Genomic DNA, 21788 nt, shown 5'->3' with positions numbered 1-21788 from the left:
TTACGCTCCCTTCGCTGGAACGACCTGGAGGTACACCAGGGTCAGAATGAGGTTGGCGAAGAAGAGCAACAGGAACGTGATGACCACGGTCTGATTCACTGCCTCGCCGACGCCCTTGGGTCCGGGATTGGGGTTGAGCCCCTTGTACGAGGCGATGATGCCCGCTATGAGACCGAAGATCGCCGCTTTCGCTTCTGCGACATAGAGATCCGGGAGCTGTGCCAGCGCCGAGAACGATGCCAGGTACGCACCGGGGGTACCGCCCTGCAGGATCACGTTGAAGAAGTAGCCACCCGCGATGCCGACCACCGAAACCAAGCCGTTGAGCAACAGGGCGATGAGGATCATGGCCAGCACACGCGGAACGATCAAGCGGTGCACCGGGTCGATACCCAGGACACGCATCGCGTCGATCTCCTCACGAATGGTCCGTGAACCCAGGTCGGCGGTGACGGCCGAGCCCGCGGCACCGGCAACGAGAAGGGCCGTCACAAGGGGTGAACCCTGCTGGATGACCGCGAGCACGCTGGCTGCACCCGTGAACGATTCGGCACCGAGCTGCTTGATGAGCGATCCGGTCTGCAGCGAGACCACAGCGCCGAAAGGAATGGCGACGAGCGCAGTCGGCAAAATCGTCACGCTGGCGATGAACCAAGCCTGCTCGATGAACTCGCGGAACTGGAACGGCCTACGAAAGGTGTTCCGAACGACCTCGACCAGCAGTTCGACGATATTGCCGGCTTGTGTCAGAGCGGCGTTCGCCGGAGCGAACGCGGACTTCTTCGATCCCGCCATGTCTGCTATTGACCCCGACCTTGCGTAGGAGCTTGGTAGCCCTGTTGATCATGACCTTGACCGCCGTATCCCTGCTGGTCGTACCCCTGCTGGTCGTACCCCTGCTGGTTGTAACCCTGCTGGTCGTAGCCCTGCTGGTCGTAGCCCTGCTGGTCGTACCCCTGCTGGCCGGCGTAGGCGGGGTACTGCTGCCCGGGGTCGGTGGTATCGAGGCTCTCCTGGATGGCGACCTGCGCGTTGTGCGGCAACGTGTGCATGATCTGACGGACCCGCTCCTGCCTGCGTCCGACAGCCTGCCGGACCGGGGTGCCGGGGGTGGCCTTCATCTGCGGCACGATGCCTTCGACGTCGTCGACGCCACCGGCGTGGTGCCCGGCGTCGACGAGGGCCTGCTCGTGCGCCATCTGCGCCTCGTCCTTCTCCTCCGACATGCCGATCGGACCGATCATGGTGCCGTTGAGGAACTGCTTGACCACCGGCTCGTCACTGGTGAGGAGCACCTCGCGTGGGCCGAACATGACCAGCTGACGACGGAAGAGCATGCCGATGTTGTCGGGCACCGTTCGAGCGAGGTTGATGTTGTGCGAGACGATCAGGATCGTGGCATCGATGTTGGCGTTGATGTCGATCAGAGTCTGCGAGATGTACGTGGTGCGAACGGGATCGAGGCCGGAGTCGGGCTCGTCGACCAGAATGATCTCCGGGTCCAGCACCAACGCGCGGGCAAGGCCGGCGCGCTTGCGCATACCACCGGAAATCTCGCCGGGCAGCTTGTCCTCGGCACCGAGCAGACCCGTCAGCTCGAGCTTCTCCATGACGATCTTGCGGATGTCGGACTCGGACTTCTTCGTGTGCTCGCGAAGGGGGAAGGCGACGTTGTCGTAGAGGTTCATCGAGCCGAACAGCGCGCCGTCCTGGAACAGCACCCCGAACAGCTTCCTGATCTCGTAGAGCTCACGGGAGGAGCACTGCAGGATGTCGGTTCCGTCGATGAAAATCTTGCCCTGTTCGGGACGCAGCAGGCCGATCAAGGACTTCAGGAAGACCGATTTGCCGGTACCGGAAGGACCGAGGAGCGCACTGACTTCACCCTTCGGCAGGGTCAACGTCACGTCCTGCCAAATCTTCTGTACCCCGAAAGACTTGGTCAATCCTTCGACCGAAACCTCGACTCCCACGCTGACCTCCACAATTCGTACACATCGACCCGGATGTGGGTTGCGTCACTGTATCCCATGCAGGTGTCCGCACCGACACAGGAGCTTACCGCCCAGTAAGAACTTCCCCGAGTCAGGCTGTAGAGCTTGCATCAGTGTGGCTCATCTCACGCGACGCGGTCGGCGACTCGCCAGAACTGTGACAAGTACCAGTGGCGAAATGCTGTGACACACCACAAGTGAACCCAACCGAAACCCTTCGACGTGCTTCAGACTTCGGCGAGATCGAGTAAACAGGGGCCGAATCGGGGTGTCACGCGATCCGGCAGAGTCAGTGATCGATCACAACGATGCACCCGATACAACGCCTGGAACACAAGAGAGGGCAGGGCCCGAAACACAGAAAAGGGGCCGCTCCCACCTAGGTGAGAACGGCCCCTTCTGCGCTCGTGCGATCAGAGCACGAAGTACGACTGCAACGAAGCGGTCTTACTTGACGGAGATCTTTGCGCCGGCAGCTTCCAGCTTCTCCTTGGCAGCCTCGGCTGCGTCCTTGGCGACCTTCTCCAGGATTGCCTTCGGAGCGCTCTCGACGAGGTCCTTGGCTTCCTTCAGGCCGAGGCCGGAGACGACCTCACGGACGACCTTGATGACCTGGATCTTCTTGTCGCCGGCCGACTCGAGGACGACGTCGAACTCGTCCTGCTCTTCGGCAGCCTCAGCCGGAGCACCGGCTGCGCCTGCTGCTGCGACGGCGACGGGAGCGGCTGCGGTGACCTCGAAGGTCTCCTCGAATGCCTTCACGAACTCGCTGAGCTCGAGAAGGGTGAGCTCCTTGAACTGGTCGAGCAATTCTTCGGTGCTGAGCTTCGCCATGGTGGCGGGTCCTTCCTGTAAGTACCTGGTCGCTGATCCGCGACTTGGTGTTGGTGGTGTGGAGCTGAGCTGTTCGCCAATACCAGCGGATCAGCTTTCGGCGGGAGCTTCCGCCGGTGCTTCTGCTTCTGCAGGTGCCTCGGCTGCGGCGGGTGCGCCGGCAGCCTTCTTCTCCTGCAACGCGAACGCCAGACGCGCGAACTGCGATGCGGGAGCGTTGAACAGGCCTGCAGCCTTCGACAAGTTGCCCTTCATGGCGCCGGCGAGCTTGGCCAACAGGATTTCGCGCGACTCGAGGTCTGCGATCTTGTTGATCTCGTCCACGGACAGCGTTGCGCCGTCCATGTAGCCGCCCTTGACGATCAAGGCCTTGTTGTCCTTCGCGAAGGCCTTGATGGCCTTCGCAGCGTCGACCGGCTCGCCCTTGATGAATGCAATGGCGGTCGGTCCGACGAACAAATCGTCGAGGCCGGTGATACCGGCTTCGGCAGCTGCGCGCTTGACCAGGGTGTTCTTGGCGACGGAGTACGTGGCACCTTCGCCGAGCGCACGCCGGAGCTGAGTCAGACCGGACACCGACAGGCCACGGTATTCCGTGACGACGGCAGCCGTCGAACCCTTGAACTGTTCGGTGATCTCCGATACTGCTGAGACCTTTTCGGGCTTTGCCATACTTCGCCTCCTCTCGTGGGAAGTTGTGTCGATCGCGAGAGGGCCGGAAAACGACGAACGCCCCGGCGCAAGAAGCACACGGGGCGTGAACGAGCGGGCAACCGCGAGAGCTGCATACAGGTTCCCTACCTCGTTCTCCTGCGTGGGCCGTCCGACGCGATCTCGGACCTTCAACCGCGCAACTCCCGGAAGCGAATCCTTCGAGAAGGCGGTGACCAACGGTCTTGGGTAGAACTTGATTGGGCGATCTGGATCGGAGTGCGAGCACTCGTGATCCGAACCGTCGACCAGACTACAACACCCTCGACGACAACTCCAAAACGCCGAGCTACTGCTGTTCCCTACTGCCGAATCCCGTAGACGACCAGGTTGCGCTCGTAGCTACCCACGGACGTATCGAAATCACCCGAGCACGTGATCAGCCGGATCTCGTCGGCAGGCACCGCCCCGAAGACCAGCGCCGTCGGAAACTCCGCTTTGCCGTAGTCGCCGATCCGATCGACGCGGTAGTCGGCTCGGCCACCCGTCCCGTTCGCCACCGTGACGACATCTCCCGGCCGCAGCTCGGACAGCCGATCGAACACCGCGGGACCGGTCGTGGAATCGACGTGCCCGGCAAGCACAGTCGGACTGCCGATCGCGCCCGGTCGGCCGCCGCCGGTGAACCATCCGACGTCGTCGTAGTCGCTCGGCACCTGCATCTGCCCGTCTTCGGTGAGACCGAGGCCGATCAATGGCTCGTCGAGATCGATGGTCGGAGCGCTGAGCCGCATCGGCACCTGCCCCACGGAGTCCGTCGTGGGGCCAGATTCCGATGCGTTGCTCGAACTCGGCGGCGCGTCCAGCGCGGGCCCAGCCGGTACCGACGACTCGGCGGGTGGTGATGGTGCGGCAGGTGGTGGTGCGGCAGGTGGTAATGGTGCGGCGGTACAGCCCGTCACCACCACCACTGCCGTCACGGCAACCAGAAGCCGGTATCTCAGCTGCGTGCCGTTCCGTTGCGGCGAGCAACCAACGTCACTCCCGCGATCGCCGTTGCACCCAGGGCTATTGCGCCGAGGGCTACCGCGCCGACAACGGGAACTGCCGAACTGGACGCCGAATCGGATGCCGCGGCGAGTGCCGCGCCGCCACCTCCGGTTGCCACTGATCCGACCGGAATCTGGGTCAGCTGCCCACGCACCGCACCGGCCGAGAAGTCGACGGTGTGGGTGTCGGCCGCGAAGCCGGCCGGGTTGGCTTCGATCTGATCCAAGGTGAATCCGGTACCGCTGTCGGCGCTGGCCCCGGCCGGCGTCAGGCCGGTGGTGAACGGTCCCTGCATGCAGCCACTACTGGTACGCGGGCCGTCACCGATAGGAGTCGGGTTCGGGAACGCCAACCGCGGCGGCCCTGCCGCACCCGCCGCCGCCTGGTGGAGGTGCGTGGCGGTCTTGGCCGGGCTCATGTAGTCGCCGGTGACGCCGTCGAGCGCGATGTCGTAACACACGATGTCGAGGTCGGAATTGATACGCAGCGTGAAGGTTCCCATTGCGCCCGGCTGACCTGGAGTGGCCACGCCCTCGCCGTTGAGCACCTGGTCGGGGGTTGCCATTGCGGTGAAGGCGCTGGTGAGCGAATCCGGTTCGGCAACAGGGGTATCGGCCCCGGCCGGGGCGGCGGTGAACAGCATCAGAGCAGCGGCCGTGCCACCGACGACTGCTGCGGCGGTGCCGCGGACGGACATCGCCGGGCGGGTGATCGAGCGTGTGGTCATCTCGTGTGCCTTCCGTGGGGGTATCGGGCAGGCGAGCCCGTGCAAAGGTGTACGACCGTTGATGCCACGATGTTCAAAGCTCAGTAAAGAAATATCCCAGTCCCGGATATGAACGCCCGGGCGTCCGTCGACGTAGTCACTGTCATGAGCATCGGGAGCGTGATCGAACTGGACTTCGACGTCGCTGCCGCGTACGACGAGCACGCGTCGGCCATGCTCGGTTTCGCCGTCAATGCGCTACGCGACCGAACGCTCGCCGAGGATTGCGTCCAGGAGACGTTTCTTCGCGCATGGCGAGCTCGATCCCGCTTCGAGCCAGGTCGAGGATCGCTGCGCACATGGTTGTTCGCCATCGAACGCAACGTCATCGTCGACGTCCAACGGTCGCTGAGCAGAATGCCGATATCTGCGTCGGAACGGATCGAGGACGTCGACCGGCAATCGGTTGCGATCTCGCGGGACACCAGCCCCGACGTCGACGAGCGGCTGCGCATCGTCGCCGCGCTGGCGCTGCTCTCTCCCGACCACCGACAGGTCGTCGTCGCCGTGCACCTGGCCGGAACGACCTACGCGGAGCTCTCCGAGTCGACGGGAGTGGCCGTGCGAACACTGCGCACCCGCGCCTTCTACGCATTGAGGGCGCTGCGAGACCATCTCGAGGGACAGGAGGAAGCATGAACGCCCGAGACGATCGCCGAGCCGAGCTGATCGCCGCTGCCGTCGCCGACGACCTCGACGCCACCGAGACCGCAGAACTGCGCGAGCTCGCAGCGTCGGATCCCACCGTCGACACCGACATCGCCGAACTACGCGCGCTGACCGAGACTCTCGGTTCTCGCGGTCCGACCGGACCGTGGCTCGAATCGCCGACGTCGCCCGAATTGCGCGAGCGAGTTATGGGTACGACGGGCGACTCGGTGTGGCGGTCACCTCGTGAACAGGACGCGCCGCGATTCGGTGGGCGACGTAGGTCTGCCGCTCTGGTGGCTGCAGCCGCATTGGTGGGACTGGTGGTCGGCAGCGGCGTCGTACTCGGCGTCGACGCCTTTCGACCGAAACCCGCGGAGCCTTCTGCGGCGATCACCGGCCCACCGGGCACCCTCGGTGCCTACGAGCAGGTCGCCTTCACCACGAGCGTGCCGAACGTGGACATCGAGGGCGGCCTCGTCGCCCACACGTGGGGCACCGAGACCGTCCTCGACATGGACGGCATCTCCGATCGGGGCCCGTACGAGGTCGTTCTCGTCGATCGGTCGGGCACCGAACTGACGTCCGGCACGTTTCTCGGTAGCGACGTCACCATCGAGTGCCGCATGAACGCAGCCGTTCTTCGCGGCGACGTCACCGAGATCGAGATCCGCAGTTCCGACGGCTCCGTGTTGGCGTCGTCTCAGTTGCCGACCACCTGACGATCCCGCGAACCGGGCCACCAGTTTCGCGCGCCGAACAGCTTCATCATCGCGGGCACCATCATCATCCGAACCAACACGGCATCGAAGAGCACAGCCACGGCGAGCGCGAAGCCGAACTGTTGCAGCTCGAGTACGTCGGCCGTGAGAAAGCTAGCGAACACGGCGATCATGATCGCGGCTGCCGCGGTGATCGGCCTGGCAGTGTGTTCCAGCCCGTCGACGATCGCAGTGTCGTTGGCCCTGTCGGTGTCGGTGCCGGTTACGTCGTTGCGCACGAACACTTCTCGCATGCGTCCGATGAGGAACACCTCGTAGTCCATCGAGAGCCCGAAGACGACTGCGAAGACGGTGACCGGCAGGTACACCTGAATGTAGCCCGGGCTCTCGAATCCGAGGAGCGACGAACCCCACCCCCACTGGAACACCGCCACGGTGGCCCCCAACGCGGCACCGGTCACCAGCACGTTCATGGCCACTGCCTTCACCGGAATCACCACGCTTCGGAAGACGATGCCCAGATACACCAGAGAGAAGGCCAGGACTGCGGCGACGACCCAGAGAAATTTGCTCGATATCTCCGCAGAGGCGTCGACCACCAACGCGGTGGTCCCACCGACGGACACGTTCGTCCCGTCACGTTCCGCCGCCAGCAGCGCCTGCGATCTGATCGACGTGACCAGGTCGGAAGCGTCGGTCGAATCGATCGGCACCGACGGAACCACGATCAGCAGCGTCCGACCACCGTCCTGCTGGGCGAGTGCGTATTCGACGCGACCATCGGAGCGAACGTCGTCGGCGAACGACGCGACCGTTGCCGTCTGGACCGGATCGAGTGCGCGGTCGTCCTCGCCGGTGAACACGATGGTGATCGGCGAGATGGTGCCGGGAGCGAACTTGTCGGTCAGGACCGCGTTGGCTTTGCCACTCGGTTCGGCGCTCAGCGCGTCGGCTCCGAGGTCGACGCCGTACTGAATGGAACCGATCGGTGCGAGGCAGGCGAACAGGACGGCCGCGGTGACGGCGGTGTAGCGCCAGGGCCGTTCGATGACGTGCCGAGCCCATCTCGACCACCACGTGGGGACGGCTGCAGCGTGTTCGCCGACCGACGGTGGTTGAAACCGCTGTGGGAGCGACAATCCGGAGATTCTCGAACCCAGGACCGCCAGGATGGCGGGCAGCAGAGTCCACGCCACGACGACGACACACGCCACCGTGAGGGCGACCACGAACGAAATACTCTGCACCGCAGGAACATCGACGATAGCCAACGCGCCGAGAGCAATGAGTACCACCAAGCCCGAGATGACGATCGTGTGCCCGGCCGTTCCCATCGCGGCACCGACGGCCGCGTCCGTGCGGGCACGGCCATCGGGCTCACCCGGAACTGCTCGGTCCATCTCCTCGCGGAATCGGCTGACGATGAACAGCGCGTAGTCGATGCCGAGGCCGAGCCCGAACATCGACGCCACCGTCGTCACCAGCACGTCGAATGTCATGACGTTGGACAGGAGTGCAAAAACTCCGAAGGCGGCCAGCACTCCGATTCCGGTGGTGACGAGCGGAACGATGCCGGCGACCACCGAACCCAGAGCCAGGACCAGCAACACGAATGCGAGGGGCAGTCCGATGCTCTCGGCGCGCACGGCGTCGTCGGATTCGACCTTCGTCAGGTCCACCGTCATCGGGGAATAGCCGGTGACCGCCACCTCGATGTCGTCGCGGGATGCGCCGCCGATCAGCTCCTGGATTCGTTCGGCCACGGCGATGCGATCACGCGGATCGCCGCCGACGCCGACGAACGCCAGCGCCGACGTCCCGTCCGCGGAGATCGTCGGGACGAATCCGGCGCTCTCGTAAGGATCGACGACACGCAGTACATCCGGTGACTGCCGCAGCGAGGAGACGACCTCCCCCACCCGTTCGCGAAAGGCCGGGTTCCGGCTGTCGACCGTATCGGAGGTGAACGTGACGACGAGCTGTTCGGACCCGAAGGACGCGAAGTGCTGTTCGACGAGTCGGTCGGCGCGGCTGGATTCGGTTCCGGGTACGGAGAAGTTGGCGCCCACCAACGAGTTCTGCAGCGCGGGATACAGAATTGCGGACCCCACTGCGAGCAGCAGCCAGACGGCCAGCACCGCCCACCGATGACGCGCGACCGTTCGGCCCCAACGGTCGCCGATACTGCGCCGGCGTCGGCTGGATTCCAGCACTGCCGACCCGGTCATGTCTGCGGGAGCTCGCGGCTGAAGATTCGGTAGGTCCGGTGCGGTGATTGCTCCATCCGAGTGAGCACCGAACCTTTCATCCAGGGACTGTCGTCGAGTACCGGCGCGGCCTCGACCCTGGTGAATCCGAGATCGCGCATCCGCACCGACATCTCCATGATGAGCAGCGACGACACGGCTCGGTCGGGGCAATCGGGATCGACGAACAGCATGTCCACACGGACCCCGTCGATCACGTCGGTTCGACCGGGCCGTTTGACGTGCCAGAGCGTCACGAGGTCTCGCAGCCACCTGGACTTCAGGTGCGCCGCCTTGGCCGCGGCCTGATTCACGTCCGGAATGCCCATCAGGAATCCGACGGGCTTGCCGTTCAACTCCGCCAGGAGAGTGAGGCGGCGATCGAGGACGGGCAACATCATCTTCAACAGCTCGAACAGTTCGACGAACGACAGCGGCGAGTAGCCCCAGAAGTTCACGAACGTCTTGTTGTAGAGGTCCCGCACGATGCGTGCGTCGCGGCGCAGCGTCCGATACTTCATCGACCGGAACGTGACCTCGGACCGTGCCTTGATCTTCTCGAAAATCTGCATGTGCCTGGCGTATTCGGGACGGTTGTAGATGACGCACGGGTCGTCGAACAGGTAGCTGTAGAAGTCCTTGATGCCCACCAGACCCCACTTCTCGAAGTGAGCGGCGTAGTACAGCGGGTTGTGCGGCATTCCCACCAGCGGCAGGACGGGTACTTCGTCGACGACGATGCCCGCGCTGTAGAACATCGACGGCCCGAACGGCCCGGATACGGTGGCCAACCCGCGCGCGGACAACCATGCCGCTGCGGCATCGAGCAGACCTGCCGCGATCTCGTGGTCGTCGATCGCCTCGTAGAACCCGAAGAATCCGATCGACTCACCCGTGTACTCGGTGAAGCTCTTGTCGTGAATGGCCACCACCCGTCCGACAGCGACGCCGTCCTCACGGGCGACGAAGGCACACGTGTCTCGCGTTTGTGCGATGGCGGCGGGCGGCGAGATCAGGATGCGATCGAGATCCATCGGCTCGTCGGGCAGTCGGTGCGGGTCGCCCCGGTACACCAGATCGGCGACGGCCTCGAATTCTTTCCAGTCTTTTCCTGATACGACCTGTTCGACGGTGATCATCGTTCCTTCTCACGAGATGGTGTGCCGGACACGGAAATCGGCGAGCGAGCAACGACTGACTCCCCCGCGAACACGTACTGCCCCGGCCTGGCGGAGATGCTCTCGACGAGTGCGTCCGGCACGAACACGTCGCACTGAGAACCGAATTTGATCATCCCGTACTGCTCGCCGCGTTCGACGGTGTCGCCTACCGCGATGTGCGCGACGATGCGGTTCACCCACAGATCGGCAATCTGCGTCACCGTCACCACGGCTCCGGACGCGTGCTCGACCGACACGGTGAGACGCTCGTTGGTGAGCAGATAGTCGCAGCCCTCGTCGTACGGAGTTCGCCGCGTCAACAGATTGGCTCCGACCCTGGCCATCGACTTGTTGAACGGTGCCGCCGACCGGTGGCGGCGCATCCCGACGGTGCCCGAGATGGGAATTCGATTGCGGTGCACCGAGTATTCGGACATGTAGATGCCGATGAGATAGCCGCTGTCGGCTGCAGCGACACCGGCGATCTCGTCGAGGGCGATGGTTCGCCCCTTCTTGACTGCGAACGCGGTACTGCCTGCCTCCACCCGTTTCACGTACGTGACGAAGCCGTCTGCAGGAGCGACGACCGCCCGCGGATCGGCGGGCGGTACGCGATGCGGATCGCGAAAGAAGAACCGCGTGCGCCAGTAGACGAACACCGCGAACGGAAGAGCCGTCACCGTAGCGACACCGCCGACCCATCGAGCGACCGACATCAGGTGTGCCGCTGTTCGTCGATGCTTTCCGACCAGCCCACGAACGCGTCGGCCGCCCTCGTTCTCGCTGCGCCGGGCAAGAGTCCGATGAGACCGCAGACGACGTAGAAGCCGAGCGAGAGAACACCATTGGTCACCTCGCGGTGCATCGACACGTCTCGCAGACGTACCGAAGTCGGCTCGAATCCGTCCGCCACGTCAGTGAGCGACAGCGGGCGTGAGCGTCTTGAGCTGCGCCTTCTCGAAGTACAGCTCGAACAGTCGGCGGTGATCGCACCACGAGATGTCGTGATCGACAGGCAGAATGGCCTCGGGCTTGTGCACCAGGCGCATCAGCTGATCTATGTTGTCGGCCAGCATCGTCTCGGCGAATCGAGGCGAAATTCGAGAACTGACGCGCTCTTTGAACTCGTCCCAGCTCACCAGGTCGAGTCCGAGCAGCTCGGCGTAGAGGTCGTGTCCGTAACCGGTGGGGTTGCTCGGCAGTAGCCGCGTCAGAGGGTGACTGCGCAGCGCATTGCCGGCCATGACATCGCACATCACGTCCACCGGAACGTAGTTCATTCCCGGGCCGTCCCAGATGGCACCGGCGGCGATGGCCAGTTCGATGATGCGCCAGAAGCTGTACACCCGTCCGGGATCACGGCCGAGTTCGGTACTGCCGAGAATGTAGGGGGCCTCGCACAGGGTGACGGAGTAGGTGTCCGACATCGAGAGCCACCCGAGAAGCGTTGCGTTGACCCACTTCATCTGCGCATAGCCGGAGTACCACCACGAATCCGGTCGGCGGAAATCCTCGGGCTTCTGGTAGAGGTGAGCACCGATGCTGCCCACGTAGGTGAGGTGCTTGCGCGTGGAGGTGATGCTGAATTCGAGGATGCGTAGCACGCTGACGAACCAGTCGTCGCGCAGATCGGCATAACTCTCGGTGTAGTCGGTCGAGCTGGCGCAGTTGAAGATCTGCCCCACTCCCGCTGCCAGATCGAAGTAGGCAGCCTTGTCGAGACCGAAACGGAATGCCGTCGGGGTGCCTTCGACGATGCGAATCTTGTCGGTATCCACCGCGATCTCGTACTGGTCGAACGTGCGCTGAAGACGCTCGAGAGCAGACTCCTCCTCGGTGGGGCGCACCATCGCGTAGACGACCTCCACCGCCGCATCACGCGTCAGTCGACCGATCAGGTGGGCACCGAGAAAGCCGTTGGCACCGAACACCAGCGCGGTCTCGGTGACCGGAGGTGCCATCGCCGCTACCCGGCGGCGGGTTTCCTCGTCGATGTAGGGCCGAAGCGCAGTAGGGTCGCCGTTGCTCAGGGCGACGACGTCCGCGTACTTACCGCCGAAGCGAAGCCCCGGGCATTCATTGGTGATCAGTGCATCTGCGTGCGGCCAGATCGGACGCAAAGATCCGTCTCCGAACAGTGCTTCTACGTGCATTCGCGCTCCCCTGCAACGATCGGTGTCCCATGTCACTTCGGACGGGCTGACGTTAGCAATCGCGCGGGTCACTGACTCGATGACCAGAAAAGTCTGGTACGCCCCATAACGGCGCTCAACTTATGTTGAGAGGGTTCCCAACAAAACACAGGACCGCGCTCGTTTTGTTGGAGCTGATGACGACCGATCGGTGTTCCTCAGGACAAATGGGGTCGTTCGAGGGTCTAATCGACTTTCATGACTGCCGTGCAGCCCCACCCCCTCCTGCAACCCGTACGCGATCCCAGCGGCGGCGACGCAGCAGCGGCGTGGGCGGAAATAGTGCGCGAGCAACCGCGCTTTCCGAAGGTCTCCATCTCGGCGAACGTTCGTATCCCGATGAGCGACGGCACTGCGCTGCGTGCGTACGTCATCCGCCCCGCGGACGCCGCGGGGCAGGCGGTGGAGGGCAGTTTTCCCACCGTCCTGAACCTCACGCCCTACAACAAACTGCTGATCAAGGGAATCGACACGATCCTCGAGACACCTGTTCTCGGCCGTACCATCAGAGCCTTCTCGGCCGCATTCGATCTCACCGGAACGAGATTCGACGGCATCACCGAAATCACCCGAGTGGTCGCCGGCGGGGCGGCCGATCTGCTCTCGGTCAACCGCCACCTGGTGCGCAGCGGGTACGTGCAGATGATCGTCGACGTCCGCGGCACCGGTAGTTCCTCGGGCACCTGGGACGTGCTGGGCACCAGGGAACAACTCGACTCGCTCGAGGTGATCGAGTGGGCCCGACGCCAGCATTGGTGCAACGGCAGGGTGGGAATGGCCGGGATCTCGTACTCCGCGATCAATGCGCTGCAGGCCGCGGCCAAGCAACCCGCCGGGCTCGACGCGATCTTCGCCGTCGAGGGCTCGGTGGATATCGTGCGTGAAATCTTCGCCACCGGAGGGGCCACCTCGGCGTTCATCCCGCTGTGGCTCGCCGCCGTCAGCGGATTGAAATGGGCACCGGCCATCGGCGGAGTCGATACGTTCACCTGGCTCCGCGATCGCGCTCGATCCCCCGCCACCAACATGTTCGATCTGGCCAAAGGCTTTGTCACAGGCCAGGATCCGCGAATCTACGACAACGATTACTACGACACCATCGACGCCGTCATCGAGGACATCTCGGTACCGACCTTCCTGTACGGCTGCTGGCACGACATCTTCGGCGGATCCGCTCCCGACATCTACAACCGGCTCCCACTCGAACGTGGATCGAAGCAATTGCTCGTCGGCGACGGATACCACGGCAACCCCGGCATCGGGTTCGGCGAGCCCGGATTTCCACCACGCCTCGACGTGCTCGAGCGAGCCTGGTTCGACAAGTGGCTGCGCGACGTCGACAACGGGATCGAGAACTACGGTCCCGTGACACTGCGTCAACAGGGCGGCAATTGGACTGCGCACGGGCGCTTTCCGGCTCCGCAGGCGCAGCCCCGGAGGCTGTACCTGTCGGCTGAGCCCTCGGGCACCGCAGCCCATGCCGTCGCCGACGGCAGCCTCACCGCCGCACCCGCCACCACCCGCAACGTCCTGACGGTGCGGCCCTCGCTGCGGGCCGTCGTCTCGCGAGACACCACCCAGGTACTCGCCGGCGTGACGGCCGTGTTGGGTGGTGGATTCACCTACGACAACCGATTCGCCGAAGGCGCCGCCGTCACCTTCACCACTGGTCCGGCCGAGTCGGACGCCGTCGTGTCCGGTCCGATGAACCTGCATCTACGCGTGGTCTGCCACGCGCGGGAAGCGTTGTGGGCCATCATGATCTGCGACGTCGCTCCGGACGGGACTTCGACGGTGCTCAGCAACGGCGCACTTCTCGCCTCGCGCCGGGCCGTGGACGACGAGCGTTCGCTGTTCGCCCCGAACGGCGACTACACCCGGCCGTACCACCCGCTCACCGAGGCGGCGCTACTTCCGGTGCCCGTCGGCAAACCCATAGTTCTCGACATCGACATCCTCACCACCGAGGCCGTCATCGCCGCGCGGCACCGACTGCGGGTCGACGTATTCGCCACCGACACACCACGGTTCATCCCGATCTTGCCGGACCTACTGCGTACGCGGCTGCGCAAACAGGACATCGCCATCGACCCGGAGAGTCCGAGCTACCTGGTGGTGCCGATACTCGGTGAGCCGGGCTGGTAGGAACGACATCATGAGAATCGAACAAGGCATCGCGCCGGCGAACTCCGTCGAGATCGCGTACGAGGACATGGGTTCCGTCGAGGATCCCGCGGTCCTGCTCATCATGGGCCTGTCCGCTCAATTGACGTTGTGGCCCATGGACTTCTGTACCCGCCTCGTCGATGCGGGATACCGAGTGATCCGGATCGACAACCGCGACATCGGACTGTCCACGAAGATGACCGGGCAGAAGGTGCGGGGATCCCAGATCCTTCGGATGATCCGACACGAGCTCGGGATGTCCTCGGACGTGCCGTACACGATCGTCGACATGGCCTCCGACGCCGTCGGAGTACTCGATCACCTCGGCATCGACACCGTGCACGTCGTCGGTGCGTCGATGGGCGGGATGATCACTCAGGTCTTCGCCGGTAGCTACCCCGAACGAACGGAGTCGGTGGGCATTCTCTTCTCGAGTACCAACGAGCCATTCCTGCCTCCGCCGGACCCACGCGCCCTGCTGCCCCTGCTCGGTGGCGTCGGGAAGGACGCCACCAAGGAGCAGATCATCGCGCATTCGGCAAAGACGCTGTCCACCATCGGCTCTCCCGGATTTCGCACTCCACTCGAAGAGCAACTGGAGATCGCGCAGGTGATGTACGAGCGCAACTACAACCCGTCGGGCGTCGTACGTCAGATGGCTGCGATCACCGGCACCGGAAGCTTGCGGCCCTACGCGAAGAAGATCACCGCACCGACCACCGTCATCCACGGCACCGCCGACAGACTGGTCCGACCGTCCTGCGGCAAGGCCATCGCCCGCGCCGTCCCCGGTGCCGAACTGACGCTGATCGACGGCATGGCCCACGATCTACCGGCCGCGTTGCTCGACCGCATCAGCGGCATCATCCTGGCCAACTTCGCTCGCGCGAACGCGGCCTAGATCTTCGGCGAGACATACGACGAAGGCCGGCCTCCCACAGGGAGACCGGCCTTCGTTCGGAGCTGAAAGAATTACGCGTTAGCGTCGTCCTCGAGGAGGTTGCGCGTACGGTTCGGATCGACCTGGACGCCAGGTCCGGTGGTGGTCGAGACGGTGACCTTCTTGACGTAACGACCCTTGGCCGACGACGGCTTCGCACGCAGGATCTCGTCCAGCGCTGCGCCGTAGTTCTCCACCAGCTTGGTCTCGTCGAACGAGGCCTTGCCGATGACGAAGTGCAGGTTGGCCTGCTTGTCGACGCGGAAGTTGATCTTGCCGCCCTTGATGTCGTTGACAGCCTTGGTCACGTCGTTGGTGACCGTGCCCGTCTTCGGGTTCGGCATCAGGCCACGCGGTCCGAGGACACGGGCGATGCGGCCGACCTTGGCCATCTGATCGGGGGTGGCGATCGCAGCGTCGAAGTCCAGGAATCCGCCCTGGATGCGCTCGATCAGATCTTCTGCTCCGACGACGTCGGCTCCTGCTGCCTCGGCCTCTGCGGCCTTCTCACCAGCGGCGAAAACAATAACCCGAGCGGTCTTGCCGGTGCCGTGGGGAAGGTTGACGGTGCCGCGCACCATCTGATCCGCCTTGCGGGGATCGACGCCGAGTCGCACTGCAACCTCGACGGTGGGGTCGAACTTGCTCGACGCGGTCTCCTTGGCCAGCTTTGCGGCTTCGAGAGGCGAGTAGAGGTTGTCCTGGTCGATCTTTGCGGCCTGCTCGAGGTAGGCCTTGCTGCGCTTTGCCATGTCTTGCTGTCCTTCGTTCGAGTTCAGTGTGGTTGACGAGCCTGGCCGGCTCTCCCACGTGTATTGCTTGAGGGCTGAGAATCAGCCTTCGACGGTGATGCCCATCGAGCGAGCAGTGCCGGCGATGATCTTCGCGGCCTGATCGATGTCGTTGGCGTTGAGGTCTTCCTGCTTGGTCTTGGCGATCTCGCGCACCTGATCCATGGTCACCTTGGCGACCTTGGTCTTGTGCGGCTCGCCGGAGCCCTTTGCCACGCCTGCGGCCTTGAGCAGCAGCTTGGCAGCGGGAGGAGTCTTGAGCTTGAAGTCGAACGTGCGGTCTTCGTAGACCGAGATCTCGACCGGCACGACGTTGCCGCGCTGCGACTCCGTCGCGGCGTTGTACGCCTTGCAGAACTCCATGATGTTGACGCCGTGCTGGCCCAACGCGGGGCCGACGGGCGGTGCCGGGTTGGCGGCACCGGCCTGGATCTGAAGCTTGATGATCCCGGCTAGCTTCTTCTTCTTCGGGGGCATTTCTTTTTCCTTGTATTCGCTCGGGTTTCTTGCGGTTGCTACTGCAAGTCTGTGCGCGCGGCTTCTAGATCTTGGAGACCTGGGTGAAGCCGAGCTCGACCGGGGTTTCACGGCCGAAGATCGATACCAACACCTTGAGCTTCTGCTGCTCTGCGTTGACCTCGCTGATGCTGGCGGGGAGAGTCGCGAACGGGCCGTCCATGACGGTGACCGACTCGCCGACCTCGAAGTCGACCTCGATGGTCGGCTTCGACGTGGTGTCGCCGCTCTGGTCGCTTGCGCCCGCGGTCGCTTTCGCGTCCTTCTTGGCGCCTTCCTGCGGCATGAGGAACTTGACGACCTCGTTGATGGTCAACGGTGACGGACGCGACGTCGCGCCGACGAATCCGGTGACGCCGGGGGTGTTGCGCACCGCGCCCCAGGACTCGTCGTTGAGTTCCATGCGGACCAGGATGTAGCCGGGCAGAACCTTGCGGTTCACCTGCTTGCGCTGACCGTTCTTGATCTCGGTGACCTCTTCGGTGGGAACTTCCACCTGGAAGATGTAGTCGCCGACGTCGAGGTTCTGCACACGGGTCTCGAGGTTGGCCTTGACCTTGTTCTCGTATCCGGCGTACGAGTGGATGACGTACCAGTCGCCGGGAGCGCGGCGCAGAGCCGCCTTCATCTCGGCGACGGGATCCTCGGGCTCTGCCGTGACGTCGGCGTCAGCTGCGGCATCGGCCGCCTCGTCACCTTCGGCGGGAACGTCGTCCCCGGCGGCAGCGGCCACATCGGCCTTGATTGCTTCGTCGGTCTCGCGGTCCTGAGCGGCCTGCTCCGCTTCGAGGCCCTGCTTGGTCGCCTCGACATCGGCGTCGAATGCGGCCACTTCGGTGGCGTCGTTGTGCGGCGTGCTCACGTCAGCACCCTTTCTCTAGTTTCCTGCTCGGTTCGATCGTCGAAAAGTCAGCCGTGTCGGTCAGCCGAACAGCCAGCCGATGCCCTTGAGGAACAACACGTCGAGACCGCTGATGTACGCGACCATGAACGCCAGGAAGACGAGCACGACGGTGGTGTACGTGACCATCTGCTTCTTGTTCGGCCAGATGACCTTGCGCAGCTCGGCGACGACCTCGCGGAAGAACTGCAGCAGCCGCAGAAAAACGTTGGGACGCTTGTCTGCCTTGGTCTTGCCCGAACGTCCCTTGCCGGACTTGGCTTTTGCCGGCGTGGTGGGAGCCTTCGTGACAGACACACCCGCGGCACTGCCGCGTGACCTGCTCGACGATCGCTTACCGGTGGGCACCACTGCATCTGCAGCGGTTTCACCGGCGGACGTGTCAGCATCGGAGAGACGGCCCTCGGAGCCAGGTACGACGTCGTCTGGGGTCGAAGAGTCCTCGAACTCCCCCGATCGACCGTCGCGCTTACCGCGCTCCTCGCTCACGTCGTTCCTCTCAGTTGCTGACACCTTGGGCAGGGGCGACAGGACTTGAACCTGCAACCTACGGTTTTGGAGACCGTTGCTCTACCAATTGAGCTACGCCCCTTCGGCCGAAACTTCTCGGCCGCTCTGGTGTCCATCCGACTCACGCTCAGGCCCACGCACCCTCAGGAAGAGGACGCAGGCAGCGCAGAGCGCCGGATTACCCCAGAAATCTCAGTGTACTGCACACCCTTCGGAACAGATAAATCCCGTCGTCCCGGCCACGAACTGGCTCAGCCGGATCGACATGCTCAGGCCAAACGTACCGTTGCGGTCGCTCGCCCGAAAATCTTCTTGCCCGCGGACTTCGCGACGATGGCAACGGTCGCAGTTCGCGCGTCGGCGTCCATCGATTTGATCTTGCCGGTGAACTCGACCTTCGCTGCGGAATCTGCCGAGACGTATACCGGGGTGGAGAAGCGCACGTTGTACTCGGTGACCGCACCCGGGTCGCCGAGCCACGATGTGACGAAGCCTGCGCCGAGACCCATCGTGAGCATGCCGTGCGCGATCACGTTGTCCAGTCCGGCCATCTCGACTACTTCGTCGCTCCAGTGGATCGGGTTGGGATCGCCGGACACACCGGCATAGTTCACCAGGTCGCCGCGGGTCAGCGACACGATCCGCTCGGGCAGGTCGTCGCCCACCGAGACGTCGTCGAAGCTACGAAGCGCCATGCCTGATCACTTCCTTGACCGCGTGAGCGATGTTCTCGTCGATCTCTCCACCGGTACGAGCCACAATGGTCGTCCACGTGGTCTGCACGAGGTCGCCATTCTGGTCGGTGATGATGTTCTTGGTGGTCATGATGTCGCTGCCGCTCATCTGCCGGAACGACTCGAGATACACGTCGCAGAAGATCCGGTCGCCGACCTGGAGCGGGCGATGGAATTCCAGCCGCTGATCGGTCTGCAGAATCTGGCTGGGGTCGTAACCGGTGATGACCTCTTGCAACATCCGGGTCTGCGACATGATGCCGAGCAGCGAAACGAAGGTCAAGGGCGCGAGGAGACCGTCGTAACCGAGGCCCTTCGCTGCGTCCTCGTCGTGGTGCGCGGGATGAGAATCTTGGACGGCACGCGCATACTCACGAATCTTCTCGCGGCCGACCTCGTAGAAGTCGTCGACGCGGAAATGAGAACCGACCATGGACGCCGCGTGTGCGGACGCATCCATGGTCGGGACGACATGTGGAGCTTGTGACACGGTGGAGACCTTTTCTACCCTGGACGCAAGAGCCGTTAGGGTAAGAAAATGCGACCTAACGCCGGGCGCCGATTAGAGATCGGAACTGCGAACCAGCGAGCCGTGCAATCTAGCGAGATTCGCGGTGAGCCCGGTGTGTTCCGCAGTTGGAGCAGAACTTCTTCAGCTCGATACGGTCGGGATCGTTCCGACGGTTCTTCTTGGTGATGTAGTTGCGGTGCTTGCAAACCTCGCAGGCCAAGGTGATCTTGGGCCGCACATCGGTGGAGGAGGCCACTGGACGCCTACTTTCGGGTAAATCTGATCTGGGTCAATCAGGACTGTTCATGGGTGCTACTGGTCGTGCTTGCCTACTGTGTAGCGGTGACCGGACTTGAACCGGCGACGCAACGATTATGAGTCGTTTGCTCTACCAACTGAGCTACACCGCCTCAGGTGCTCATCGTCTACCATCCCACGTGAGGAACGCGACGTCGAGCAATCCAATCCAGCGAGCCCCCTAACGGAATCGAACCGTTGACCTTTTCCTTACCATGGAAACGCTCTACCGACTGAGCTAAGGGGGCAGGATCAGTTCACGTTGCCGTGCGCTGAAGCCTTCAAGAGGTTACACATTCCGAGCGCCCAGTACCAAATTGCGTGGTCAGCGACCCATCCATGTCCTCTTCACATGGAAACCCCAGCGAGAGAAACACTCGCCGGGGTTCCAGGTGTGGCAGATGTAGGATTCGAACCTACGTAGGCATAAGCCGACGGATTTACAGTCCGCTCCCATTGGCCGCTCGGGCAATCTGCCGTGCTGCGATCGAAGCTCGTACTGCTCTTCGGCGCGGTGAGAAGAATACAACGAACGTCCCCCCGGAACGCAAACCGGGTGGATACGGTCGGTAGCGGGCCGATAAAGTCCCTGCAGGATGTGGGCCGACACCATCGCCACATCAAATATTTCGATTCGACTGGAGAGTGTGAGAAGTGGCTGATTCGTCCTTCGACGTAGTGAGCAAAGTCGACCGCCAGGAAGTGGACAACGCTCTGGGACAGGCCGCGAAGGAGCTGGCGACCCGCTTCGACTTCCGCGGCTCCGACACCAGCATCGAATGGTCCGGCAGCGGCGAGTCCGAGACCATCGTCATCACGTCCGAATCCGAGGAGAAGGTCAAAGCTGCCCTGGACGTGTTCAAGGAGAAGCTGATTCGACGTGACGTCTCGCTCAAGGCCTTCGAGACCAACGATCCTGCCGCGTCGGGCAAGGTCTACAAGGTCACCGGCAAGCTCGTACAGGGCATCAGCACCGAGAACGCCAAGAAGATCTCGAAGAAGATCCGTGATGACGGCCCCAAGGGCGTCAAAGCGCAGATCCAGGGCGACGAGCTGCGCGTGAGCAGCAAGAAGCGCGACGACCTGCAGGCCATCCAACAGTTGCTCAAGAACGAGGACTTCGGCATCGCTCTGCAGTTCGTCAACTACCGCTAGAGCGGCTTTCCACCTGGGTCGTTCCGCAGGCTCCACTCCTGCGCCGCATGTGAGTGCTGAGCCTGCGGTCGTTCCGCAGGCTCCACTCCGGCCTTCGTAGCAGGGGTCGAAGTTTCGCTCACGTGCGCCGCTCAATACGGCCGGTGGCCGGCCATCCGCTCGAGCCGCTCGATGCGGTCGGCCATCGGCGGGTGGGTGGCGAAGAGCGCACCCGCCTTGTCACCGATCCGGAACGGATTGGCGATCATCAGATGTGACTCCGCCGCCAGCCGCGGCTCGGGCGGCAGCGGTGCCAGCTGCACACCCTGCTCGAGCTTGCGCAGCGCCGACGCCAGCGCCAGCGGATCTCCGGTCAGCTCGGCACCGGACTGGTCGGCCTGATACTCACGCGAGCGAGAGACCGCCAGGCGAACCAGGCTGGCCGCAATGGGCCCCAGCATCGACACCAGCAGCAGCGCGAACGGGTTCGCTCCCCCGTTGCCGCGTCCGCCGAAGACGTTGGCGAACAAGGCCAGGTTCGCCAGACCCGAGATGACCGACGCCATCGCACCGGCAACCGACGAGATCAGGATGTCGCGGTTGTAGACGTGCGACAGCTCGTGGCCGAGCACCGCACGTAGTTCCCGCTCGTCGAGGATCCGCAGAATGCCCTCGGTGCAGCACACGGCCGCGTTGCGCGGGTTTCGCCCGGTGGCGAAAGCGTTGGGATTGTTGGTCGGGCTCACGTACAACGCGGGCATCGGCTGATGAGCGGCCGTCGCCAACTCGCGCACGATGCGATACATCGCCGGCTGCTCGAGCTCGGTCACCGGCACCGCATGCATCGACCGCAAGGCCATCTTCGCGCTGTTGAAATACGCATAGCCGTTGACCCCGACGGCCAGGACGATCGAGCCGATCAGAATGGTCGCGTTACCGAACAGCGATCCGATGAAGACGATGAGTGCAGACATTCCGACCAGCAGGCCGAAAGTCTTCGCGCCGTTCGCATAACCGTTCATGTC

24 protein-coding genes and 4 tRNA genes are annotated in these 21788 nt (G+C 63.6%); 5 read left to right on the top strand and 23 right to left on the bottom strand.

Annotation, left to right across the window (positions count from 1 at the left end; all coding sequences use genetic code 11):
- The 6 genes from BH93_RS07295 to BH93_RS07270 all read right to left on the bottom strand — a co-directional run bounded on the left by BH93_RS07295 (position 1) and on the right by BH93_RS07270 (position 5256).
- Complete coding sequence (locus BH93_RS07295) at positions 1-795, bottom strand: MlaE family ABC transporter permease (RefSeq protein ID WP_032401934.1); 795 nt, start codon at positions 793-795, stop codon at positions 1-3.
- Positions 796-800: 5 nt separating this feature from the next.
- Positions 801-1973 carry an ATP-binding cassette domain-containing protein gene (locus BH93_RS07290; RefSeq protein ID WP_176458240.1) on the bottom strand — a complete coding sequence of 391 codons (1173 nt, stop codon included), beginning with the start codon at positions 1971-1973 and terminating at the stop codon, positions 801-803.
- 468 nt (positions 1974-2441) lie between these two features.
- Positions 2442-2828: a 50S ribosomal protein L7/L12 gene (gene rplL / locus BH93_RS07285; protein WP_032380460.1), complete on the bottom strand. Its 387-nt coding sequence runs from the start codon at positions 2826-2828 to the stop codon at positions 2442-2444.
- A gap of 90 nt (positions 2829-2918) precedes the next feature.
- Entirely contained in the window at positions 2919-3500 is a 582-nt protein-coding gene (rplJ, locus tag BH93_RS07280; protein ID WP_032380459.1) for a 50S ribosomal protein L10, read from the bottom strand.
- A 341-nt stretch (positions 3501-3841) separates the two neighbouring features.
- Positions 3842-4459 carry a class F sortase gene (locus tag BH93_RS07275; RefSeq protein WP_242459145.1) on the bottom strand — a complete coding sequence of 206 codons (618 nt, stop codon included), beginning with the start codon at positions 4457-4459 and terminating at the stop codon, positions 3842-3844.
- A 20-nt stretch (positions 4460-4479) separates the two neighbouring features.
- Positions 4480-5256 (bottom strand): CHRD domain-containing protein, encoded by a 777-nt coding sequence (locus BH93_RS07270; RefSeq protein ID WP_037171740.1) that lies wholly within the window; start codon positions 5254-5256, stop codon positions 4480-4482.
- A 144-nt stretch (positions 5257-5400) separates the two neighbouring features.
- On the opposite strand from BH93_RS07270, the gene BH93_RS07265 reads away from it, so the two are divergent.
- Complete coding sequence (locus BH93_RS07265) at positions 5401-5934, top strand: RNA polymerase sigma factor (protein WP_037171742.1); 534 nt, start codon at positions 5401-5403, stop codon at positions 5932-5934.
- Positions 5931-6665: a hypothetical protein gene (locus BH93_RS07260; RefSeq protein ID WP_037171743.1), complete on the top strand. Its 735-nt coding sequence runs from the start codon at positions 5931-5933 to the stop codon at positions 6663-6665. The genes BH93_RS07265 and BH93_RS07260 overlap by 4 nt, the downstream gene beginning before the upstream one ends.
- Here the strand turns inward: BH93_RS07260 and BH93_RS07255 are convergent.
- From BH93_RS07255 to BH93_RS07235, 5 genes are read right to left on the bottom strand one after another with little or no spacing between them, the layout of a single operon-like run.
- A complete protein-coding gene (locus tag BH93_RS07255) occupies positions 6647-8893 on the bottom strand; it encodes an MMPL family transporter (RefSeq protein WP_037171746.1) in 2247 nt (748 codons plus the stop codon). The genes BH93_RS07260 and BH93_RS07255 overlap by 19 nt on opposite strands.
- On the bottom strand, positions 8890-10050 hold the full coding sequence (locus BH93_RS07250; RefSeq protein ID WP_037171749.1) for a hypothetical protein: 1161 nt from the start codon (positions 10048-10050) through the stop codon (positions 8890-8892). The genes BH93_RS07255 and BH93_RS07250 overlap by 4 nt, the downstream gene beginning before the upstream one ends.
- Positions 10047-10751 (bottom strand): phosphatidylserine decarboxylase, encoded by a 705-nt coding sequence (locus tag BH93_RS07245; RefSeq protein WP_242459144.1) that lies wholly within the window; start codon positions 10749-10751, stop codon positions 10047-10049. Before BH93_RS07245 ends, BH93_RS07250 begins: the two co-directional genes overlap by 4 nt.
- A 35-nt stretch (positions 10752-10786) precedes the next feature.
- The gene (locus tag BH93_RS07240) at positions 10787-10984 is read right to left on the bottom strand and encodes a hypothetical protein (protein WP_032380451.1); all 198 of its coding nucleotides are present in this window, start codon (positions 10982-10984) and stop codon (positions 10787-10789) included.
- Position 10985: 1 nt separating this feature from the next.
- A complete protein-coding gene (locus BH93_RS07235; protein WP_037171751.1) occupies positions 10986-12224 on the bottom strand; it encodes an SDR family oxidoreductase in 1239 nt (412 codons plus the stop codon).
- Positions 12225-12461: 237 nt separating this feature from the next.
- Here BH93_RS07235 and BH93_RS07230 point away from each other — a divergent pair, with 237 nt between their 5' ends.
- Together BH93_RS07230 and BH93_RS07225 are read left to right on the top strand one after the other, a co-directional pair.
- On the top strand, positions 12462-14408 hold the full coding sequence (locus tag BH93_RS07230) for a CocE/NonD family hydrolase (RefSeq protein ID WP_037171752.1): 1947 nt from the start codon (positions 12462-12464) through the stop codon (positions 14406-14408).
- A 10-nt stretch (positions 14409-14418) separates the two neighbouring features.
- Complete coding sequence (locus BH93_RS07225) at positions 14419-15330, top strand: alpha/beta fold hydrolase (protein ID WP_032380448.1); 912 nt, start codon at positions 14419-14421, stop codon at positions 15328-15330.
- 71 nt (positions 15331-15401) lie between these two features.
- On the opposite strand, the gene rplA is transcribed toward BH93_RS07225, so the two are convergent.
- The 11 genes from rplA to BH93_RS07170 form a co-directional block, all read right to left on the bottom strand.
- Complete coding sequence (rplA, locus tag BH93_RS07220) at positions 15402-16121, bottom strand: 50S ribosomal protein L1 (RefSeq protein WP_027498276.1); 720 nt, start codon at positions 16119-16121, stop codon at positions 15402-15404.
- An 81-nt stretch (positions 16122-16202) separates the two neighbouring features.
- A complete protein-coding gene (gene rplK, locus BH93_RS07215) occupies positions 16203-16637 on the bottom strand; it encodes a 50S ribosomal protein L11 (protein ID WP_008713829.1) in 435 nt (144 codons plus the stop codon).
- A gap of 64 nt (positions 16638-16701) precedes the next feature.
- Entirely contained in the window at positions 16702-17538 is an 837-nt protein-coding gene (gene nusG, locus BH93_RS07210; RefSeq protein WP_032380447.1) for a transcription termination/antitermination protein NusG, read from the bottom strand.
- Between the two features lie 60 nt (positions 17539-17598).
- Positions 17599-18066, bottom strand: coding sequence for a preprotein translocase subunit SecE (gene secE, locus BH93_RS07205; RefSeq protein WP_037172183.1), 468 nt, complete (start codon positions 18064-18066; stop codon positions 17599-17601).
- A gap of 30 nt (positions 18067-18096) precedes the next feature.
- Positions 18097-18169, bottom strand: a tRNA-Trp gene (locus tag BH93_RS07200).
- A 187-nt stretch (positions 18170-18356) separates the two neighbouring features.
- A complete protein-coding gene (gene hadB / locus BH93_RS07195) occupies positions 18357-18782 on the bottom strand; it encodes a (3R)-hydroxyacyl-ACP dehydratase subunit HadB (protein WP_037171753.1) in 426 nt (141 codons plus the stop codon).
- Entirely contained in the window at positions 18769-19281 is a 513-nt protein-coding gene (hadA, locus tag BH93_RS07190; RefSeq protein ID WP_052058666.1) for a (3R)-hydroxyacyl-ACP dehydratase subunit HadA, read from the bottom strand. The genes hadB and hadA overlap by 14 nt, the downstream gene beginning before the upstream one ends.
- A 139-nt stretch (positions 19282-19420) precedes the next feature.
- Positions 19421-19588, bottom strand: coding sequence for a 50S ribosomal protein L33 (gene rpmG / locus BH93_RS07185; protein ID WP_027498281.1), 168 nt, complete (start codon positions 19586-19588; stop codon positions 19421-19423).
- An 81-nt stretch (positions 19589-19669) separates the two neighbouring features.
- A tRNA-Met gene (locus BH93_RS07180) sits at positions 19670-19742 on the bottom strand.
- Between the two features lie 62 nt (positions 19743-19804).
- A tRNA-Thr gene (locus tag BH93_RS07175) sits at positions 19805-19877 on the bottom strand.
- Positions 19878-20024: 147 nt separating this feature from the next.
- Positions 20025-20107 (bottom strand) — tRNA-Tyr (locus BH93_RS07170).
- Between the two features lie 176 nt (positions 20108-20283).
- Here BH93_RS07170 and BH93_RS07165 point away from each other — a divergent pair.
- On the top strand, positions 20284-20784 hold the full coding sequence (locus BH93_RS07165; protein WP_027498282.1) for a YajQ family cyclic di-GMP-binding protein: 501 nt from the start codon (positions 20284-20286) through the stop codon (positions 20782-20784).
- 131 nt (positions 20785-20915) lie between these two features.
- Here the strand turns inward: BH93_RS07165 and htpX are convergent, their stop codons facing one another.
- Positions 20916-21785 (bottom strand): zinc metalloprotease HtpX, encoded by an 870-nt coding sequence (gene htpX, locus BH93_RS07160; protein WP_037171756.1) that lies wholly within the window; start codon positions 21783-21785, stop codon positions 20916-20918.
- Between the last annotated feature and the right edge of the window lie 3 nt (positions 21786-21788).

This window comes from Rhodococcoides fascians A25f, from assembly GCF_000760935.2.
Classification (GTDB): Bacteria; Actinomycetota; Actinomycetes; order Mycobacteriales; family Mycobacteriaceae; genus Rhodococcoides.
Note: the sequence above shows the minus strand (reverse complement) of the source record. Positions and strands in the feature narration are given on the sequence as shown.